The organism is Pseudonocardia sp. McavD-2-B (assembly GCF_024124365.1).
Lineage (GTDB): Bacteria > Actinomycetota > Actinomycetes > Mycobacteriales > Pseudonocardiaceae > Pseudonocardia > Pseudonocardia alni.
Genome location: NZ_JAMXSG010000317.1, coordinates 1 through 6,015, shown reverse-complemented (window position 1 = coordinate 6,015; position 6,015 = coordinate 1). Strand labels below are relative to the sequence as shown.

Sequence of the window (6,015 nt, the reverse complement as noted above, 5' to 3'; positions counted from 1 at the left end):
CGTCGTCCTCGCCGTCCCCGCCCCCGCCGCCCGCCGGCTGCTGGAGCCGGTCGCCCCGGCCGCGGCCGCCGCGGCCGGGCGGATCGAGCTCGCCTCCTCCGCGGTCGTCGCGCTCGCCTTCCGGGCCGCCGACGTCACCGGCATGCCCGGCACCTCCGGCTGTCTGGTCGCCGCGGACGAGCCCCTGTCGGTCAAGGGCGTCACCCACGCGTCGACGAAGTGGGCCCACCTCGGTGAGGACGGCCTGGTCCGGCTCCGGGCCTCGATCGGCCGGTTCGGCGAGGAGGCGGGCCTGCAGGTCGACGACGCCGAACTCGTCGCCCGTGTCCGTGCCGACCTGGCCGTGCTCGACGGCGTCGACGCCGTCCCGGTCGCGTCGTTCGTGCAGCGCTGGGGCGGCGGTCTGCCGCAGTACGGCGTGGGGCACGGCGGGGTCGTCGACGCGCTGGAGTCCGCCGTCGCCGCCGTCGGGGGGCTGGAGGTCGCCGGGTCGATGCTGCACGGGGTCGGCGTCCCCGCCTGTGTCGCGACCGCCCGGGCCGCCGCCGAGCGGCTCGCCCCGGCCCTGCCCGCCGCACGGACCGGTCGCTGAGGGCACCCTCACCGGCCGCGTACCATGCCGGACATGGCCCGCGTGGACGTCAAAGCGATCAACGACACCATCCGCTACACCATGTGGTCGGTCTTCCGGGCCGAGCCCGGCCGCCTCGGCGACGACCGCTCGGCCGCCGCCCGCGAGGCGACCGAGTACCTCGACTCGCTCGCCAACAAGGACGTCACCGTCCGCGGCGTCTACGACCTCGCCGGCGTGCGGCACGACGCCGACTACATGATCTGGTGGCACGCCTCGGAGATCGAGTCGCTGCAGGCCGCCTACTCCGACCTGCGCCGCACCACCGCGCTCGGCCGGGCGAGCGTGCCGGTCTGGAGCCAGACCGCGCTGCACCGCCCGGCGGAGTTCAACAAGAGCCACGTCCCGGCGTTCATGGCCGGTGAGGACCCGAAGCGCTACGTCTGCGTCTACCCGTTCGTGCGGTCCTACGAGTGGTACCTGCTGCCCGACGCCGAGCGTCGGACGATGCTCGCCGACCACGGCAAGGAGGCCCGGGACTACGCCGACGTGCGCGCCAACACCGTCCCGGCCTTCGCCCTCGGCGACTACGAGTGGATCCTCGCCTTCGAGGCCGACGAGCTGTACCGCATCGTCGACCTCATGCGGCACCTGCGCGGCACCGAGGCCCGCCGCCACGTGCGCGAGGAGATCCCGTTCTACACCGGCCCGCGGGTCGAGGTCGGCGACCTCGTCGCGTCCCTGCCCTGAGCGGCGGGTGGGGACCGCCGCCCGGCGGCCCCTACTCCGCGGCGGGCTCGAGGGTCAGCGACACCGAGTTGATGCAGTAGCGCAGGTCGGTGGGGGTGCCGTAGCCCTCCCCGGCGAACACGTGGCCCAGGTGGCCGTGGCAGGTCGCGCACAGCACCTCGGTGCGCGTCATGCCGAGGCTGGAGTCGGTGCGCTCGATGACGGCCTCACCCGCGAGCGGGGTGAAGAACGACGGCCACCCGCAGTGCGACTCGAACTTGGAGTCGCTGCGGAACAGCTCCGCCCCGCACGCCCGGCAGCGGTAGACGCCGGTGGTGGTCGTGTCGGTGTACTCACCGGTGAACGGGCGCTCGGTCCCGGCCTTGCGGAGCACCTGGTACTCCTCCGGGCTGAGCTGGGCCCGCCACTCGTCGTCGGTCTTCTGCACCGGCGCCGCCGGGAGCTCGGCGTCGGAGGTGGTGGTGTTGCGGCTGAACAGACCCATGCATCCACGGTAACCCGTTGATCGGTCGTGCGCCGCCGGTCGTCAGACCCAGGTGGAGAGGACGAACCCGGCCGCGTTCGCGATGACCCAGGCCGCGACGAGCAGCAGCAGCACCGTCACCCCGACGGCGGCGGCGCGCTGCGGCCCCCGGAGCCGGTTCGCCGACTCCGCGAAGTCCCCGACGCCGCGGATGTAGCCCTCCACCGAGCACGACGGCACCCGCTGCATGCGGTCCAGGTGCGCGGCGAACGCCCGCGCCTCCGGGTCGTCCGGGTCGAGGCCCAGCAGGTCGTCGTCGAACCGGGGGGACCGGTCGGAACTCATGGGCACACGATAGACGCCGGGGGTAGGTTCGCCGGGTGGCGAGCCGTGAGGTCGTGATGCTGCAGGTGGACGGGCCCGACGGGCCGCGTGAGGTCCGCCTGACCAGCCCGGACAAGGTCGTGTTCGGCGAGCTCGGCATCACCAAGCGCGAGGTGGTCGAGTACTACGTCGCGGTGGGGGAGCCGATGGCCGCCGCGCTGCGCGACCGCCCCACGAACCTGAAGCGGTTCAACTCCGGGGTGGACGGCGAGCCGTTCTTCGTCAAACGCGTCCCGAAGGGCGCGCCGGACTGGGTGCGGACCTGCACGGTGACCTTCCCCAGCGGCCGTACCGCCGAGTCGGTGTCGGTCACCGAGCCCGCGACGATCGTCTGGGCGGCGAACCTCAACACCCTCGACTTCCACCCGTGGCCGGTCCGCTGCCCCGACACCGAGCACCCCGACGAGCTGCGCATCGACCTCGACCCGCAGCCGGGCACCGACTTCGGCGACGCCGTCGTCGTCGCGCAGGCGCTGCGCGAGGTCCTCACCGAGGCCGGGCTGACCGGATGGGCCAAGACCTCCGGCGGGCGGGGCGTGCACGTCGCCTGCCCGATCCGGCCCGAGTGGGACTTCGTGCAGGTCCGGCACGCGGTCATCGCGCTCGCCCGCCGCGTCTGCCGGCGCATCCCGGAGCTCGCCACCGTCGACTGGTGGAAGGAGGAGCGCGGCGAGCGGGTGTTCCTCGACTACAACCAGGCCGCCCGCGACCGCACGATCGCCTCGGCCTGGTCGGTGCGCGGGCTGCCCGCCGCGACCGTCTCCATGCCGGTCACCTGGGACGACCTGCCCGAGGTCGACCCCGCCGGGTTCACCCTGCGCACCGTGCCCGGGCTGCTGGAGCGCCACGGAGACCCGCACGCCGGCGCGGGCGAGGACCGGGGGAGCTGCGCGACCGCGCTGGAGTGGTACGCCGAGGACGAGGCCGAGCGGGGGCTGGGTGACCTGCCCTATCCGCCGGAGTACCCGAAGATGCCCGGCGAGCCGCTGCGGGTGCAGCCGAGCCGGGCGCGGAAGCAGGACTGAGCGTCGTCACCGCCGTGGGTCCACCAGCCCGCTGCGGAAGGCGAGGATCACCGCGTTCGTCCGGTTCCCCGTCCCGGTCTTCATGAGGATCCGGTTGACGTGGGTGCGGACGGTCGCGCCGGACAGCACGAGCCCCGCGGCGATCTCGTCGTTGGACCGTCCGTGCGCCATGAGGGCCAGCACCTCGCGCTCACGCGCGGTGAGCCGGGCCAGGAGCTGGGGCGGGTCGTCGCGGTCGGGGTCGGTGGCCACGAGCGCGGCGATCACCCGGCTCGCGACGGCCGGGTCCAGCCACGCGTCGCCCGCCGCGACCCGGCGCACCGCCGGGACCAGGTCCGCCGGGGCCGCGTGCTTGAGCAGGTAGCCGCTGGCACCCGCGCGCAGGGCGCCGTACACGGCGTCGTCGTGGAAGGTGGTGAGCACCAGTACGCGGGTCAGCAGGTCCGGGTCGTCGGCCCGGTCCGCGGTGATCGCCCGCGTGGCGGCGGTCCCGTCGGTGCCCGGCATCCGCAGGTCCATCACGACGATGTCCGGGCGGTCGCGCCGCACCAGCTCGACCGCGGCGGCGCCGTCGGCGGCCTCACCGACCACGGCCAGGTCCGGGGCGCTGCGCAGGAGCATGCCCACACCGGTGCGGACGAGCGGGTCGTCGTCGGCGACGACCACGGTGACGGTCACCGCGCCCCCGCCCCGGAGCCGTCGAGCGGGAGCTCGGCACGCAGGACGAACCCGTCGCCGCCCGGGCCGGACTCGATGTGCCCGCCGACCAGCGCGGCCCGTTCGGCGAGCCCGCGCAGCCCGTGCCCGCCGACCGGCAGCCCGTGGTCCGGGCCGGCGATCCCCGGGGAGCTGCGCACGGTGATTCGCAGCCGTCCGGGCTCCCACAGCTCGTGCACCCGGACCAGTGCCCCGGCGCCGCCGTGCTTGATCGCGTTGGCGAGCCCCTCCTGCACGACCCGGAAGGCGGTCAGCTCCACGCTCGGGTCGGCCCGGCCCGGAGCGCCGTCGACGACGTGCTCGACGTCGAGCCCGGACGCGCGGGAGGTCTCCAGCAGGTGCGGCACGTCGGCCAGGCGCGGTGCGACGACGCCGTCCCCGGCCGGGGCCGGGCCGGGGGAGTGCGCGCGCAGCAGCCCCAGCATCCGGTGCATCTCGGTCATCGCCGTCACCCCGCTCGCCTCCACCGCCGCCAGCGCGGCGACCACCTCGGCCCGGGTCGGGTCGTCGTCGGGGCCCGCGGTCAGGCGGACCCGGGCCCCCGCGGTCTGCAGGACCATCGCGCTGACCGTGTGCGCCACGATGTCGTGCAGCTCCCGGGCCAGGTGCAGCCGCTCGGCCCGGACGGCGTCGGCGGCGTCGCGCTCGCGCAGCTGCTCCACCAGCCGTGTCCGCCGCTCGGCGAGGTGGGTGAGCCGCCCGACCGCCCAGACCGCGGCGAGGACGACGGCCCAGGCCAGGCACAGCGCGGCGAAGAAGCGCGACCCCACCCCACCGGCGGCGTTGGCATTGCTCACCGCGAGCGGGACCGGGCTCGCCGCGAGCACCGCGAGCGAGTACCGGGCCGGCGCCCGGCAGGCGACGGCGTGCAGCGCCACGAGGAGCCCCGCGAACGGCGCGAACCCGGGCAGCACCAGCCCGGCCAGCGCCCAGCACCACTGGAGGGCGAACACCCGGTACGGGTACCGCCACCGGAGCAGCAGGGTCGCCAGCACGACCACCTCGACGAGCGGCACCACCCACGCCGGGAGCTCCCCGCCGCCGCGCAGCCTGCTGTCGCCGCCGTGTACGTAGAGGTCGGCCCCGACCGCCAGCCCGACGACCAGGATCTCGCCGACCGAGCGGCGCCGGGTGGTCATCGCGTCCCTACCGGACGAAGATCCCGAGGAAGCTGCACAGGATCGACGGGGACTCCGGCGGCGGCCGACGCCCGCCCTCGCCGTCACCCGGGCCGGCCGGCGGCCCGGTGCCGACGCCCGTGCCGTCCTCCTCCGCGTCGCCGGACCCGGCGGGCCGCCCGTCCGGGACACCGCGGCCGGGGGACGGGTCACCGGTCCCACCGGACCGTCCACCGGGACCCGGGTCGACCGTGGCACCCGGGTCGACGGCGGGGGCGGCCGGGCGGGTCACGGCGTCGTACGGGGTGAGCAGGTGCGCCGCGACCGCCTCCTCGCTGCCGAAGCCGTCCGTCCCGGTCCGCGACGACGGCGTCGCCAGCACCAGCCCGACGACCGGCTCGTCCGCCCCGGCCGGGGACCGGCCGCTGACCTGCACCCCCGCGACGTCGATCACCTCGGTCCCGGCCGGGTCCCAGCCGCACACCGCGACCCGGACGGGTGTGGGGCCCTCGCCGTCCCGCAGTCGTCGCGACAGCGGTGGGTGGACGAGGACGGCGGTGGGCGTCACCAGGGTTCCGGTCCCGCCGAGCTCCGGGCGGCCGCCGGCGCCCGGCAGGAGGATCGCCACGAGTGAGTCGGTCATGTCGATCAGCCTCGCGGGCCCACCGACCGGTGTCATCAACTCTCTGCGGTACGTGCGGTCGAACCGTTGCGGCAGCGCCGGGATACGCCGCCGCGCCGATTCCGCGGGCGCCGCCGGTGCCCAGGATCGGACGGCACCGGGACACGGCGACACCGCCGGCGGAGCGCCCGGGGTGAGGGGACACCCACGATGACGACACCGACGACGACACCCACGACGACCACCGGCCGACCGGCCGGGACCCGACGGCCCCGGGCGGCGCTCGGTGCCGTCCGTCGCCTCGGCGTGGCCGCGGCGCTCGGTGCCGCGCTGCTCGCCGGCGGCGTCGCCGGGCATCTGGTCGG

8 protein-coding genes are annotated in these 6,015 nt (G+C 75.7%); 3 read left to right on the top strand and 5 right to left on the bottom strand.

Annotated features, from left to right (window positions below; all coding sequences use genetic code 11):
* Together NH602_RS27075 and hemQ are read left to right on the top strand one after the other, a co-directional pair.
* The coding region (locus tag NH602_RS27075) for an NAD(P)/FAD-dependent oxidoreductase (RefSeq protein WP_253069260.1) at positions 1–592 on the top strand (592 nt) is incomplete at its 5' end.
* A gap of 33 nt (positions 593–625) precedes the next feature.
* Positions 626–1,321, top strand: a complete 696-nt coding sequence (hemQ, locus tag NH602_RS27070; protein ID WP_251786136.1) for a hydrogen peroxide-dependent heme synthase — start codon at positions 626–628, stop codon at positions 1,319–1,321.
* Positions 1,322–1,352: 31 nt separating this feature from the next.
* On the opposite strand, the gene msrB is transcribed toward hemQ, so the two are convergent.
* Both msrB and NH602_RS27060 read right to left on the bottom strand, forming a co-directional pair.
* Positions 1,353–1,805 carry a peptide-methionine (R)-S-oxide reductase MsrB gene (gene msrB, locus NH602_RS27065; RefSeq protein WP_083474690.1) on the bottom strand — a complete coding sequence of 151 codons (453 nt, stop codon included), beginning with the start codon at positions 1,803–1,805 and terminating at the stop codon, positions 1,353–1,355.
* 42 nt (positions 1,806–1,847) lie between these two features.
* Positions 1,848–2,129 (bottom strand): hypothetical protein, encoded by a 282-nt coding sequence (locus tag NH602_RS27060; RefSeq protein ID WP_253069259.1) that lies wholly within the window; start codon positions 2,127–2,129, stop codon positions 1,848–1,850.
* 35 nt (positions 2,130–2,164) lie between these two features.
* On the opposite strand from NH602_RS27060, the gene ligD reads away from it, so the two are divergent.
* Entirely contained in the window at positions 2,165–3,193 is a 1,029-nt protein-coding gene (gene ligD, locus NH602_RS27055) for a non-homologous end-joining DNA ligase (RefSeq protein ID WP_374210268.1), read from the top strand.
* Positions 3,194–3,199: 6 nt separating this feature from the next.
* Here ligD and NH602_RS27050 read toward each other — a convergent pair whose 3' ends face one another.
* Genes NH602_RS27050 through NH602_RS27040 form a run of 3 tightly spaced genes read right to left on the bottom strand, consistent with a single transcriptional unit; the run spans position 3,200 to position 5,671 of the window.
* Positions 3,200–3,871 (bottom strand): response regulator transcription factor, encoded by a 672-nt coding sequence (locus NH602_RS27050; protein ID WP_253069258.1) that lies wholly within the window; start codon positions 3,869–3,871, stop codon positions 3,200–3,202.
* A complete protein-coding gene (locus NH602_RS27045; protein ID WP_253069257.1) occupies positions 3,868–5,049 on the bottom strand; it encodes a sensor histidine kinase in 1,182 nt (393 codons plus the stop codon). Before NH602_RS27045 ends, NH602_RS27050 begins: the two co-directional genes overlap by 4 nt.
* A gap of 7 nt (positions 5,050–5,056) precedes the next feature.
* Positions 5,057–5,671 (bottom strand): hypothetical protein, encoded by a 615-nt coding sequence (locus tag NH602_RS27040; protein WP_253069256.1) that lies wholly within the window; start codon positions 5,669–5,671, stop codon positions 5,057–5,059.
* Between the last annotated feature and the right edge of the window lie 344 nt (positions 5,672–6,015).

Bases quoted from the DNA above. Each gene is read 5' to 3' on its own strand.
- hemQ (WP_251786136.1), top strand. From the start codon at position 626: ATGGCCCGCGTGGACGTCAAAGCGATCAACGACACCATCCGCTACACC.
- msrB (WP_083474690.1), bottom strand. From the start codon at position 1,805: ATGGGTCTGTTCAGCCGCAACACCACCACCTCCGACGCCGAGCTCCCG.
- NH602_RS27060 (WP_253069259.1), bottom strand. From the start codon at position 2,129: ATGAGTTCCGACCGGTCCCCCCGGTTCGACGACGACCTGCTGGGCCTC.
- NH602_RS27040 (WP_253069256.1), bottom strand. From the start codon at position 5,671: ATGACCGACTCACTCGTGGCGATCCTCCTGCCGGGCGCCGGCGGCCGC.
- NH602_RS27045 (WP_253069257.1), bottom strand. From the start codon at position 5,049: ATGACCACCCGGCGCCGCTCGGTCGGCGAGATCCTGGTCGTCGGGCTG.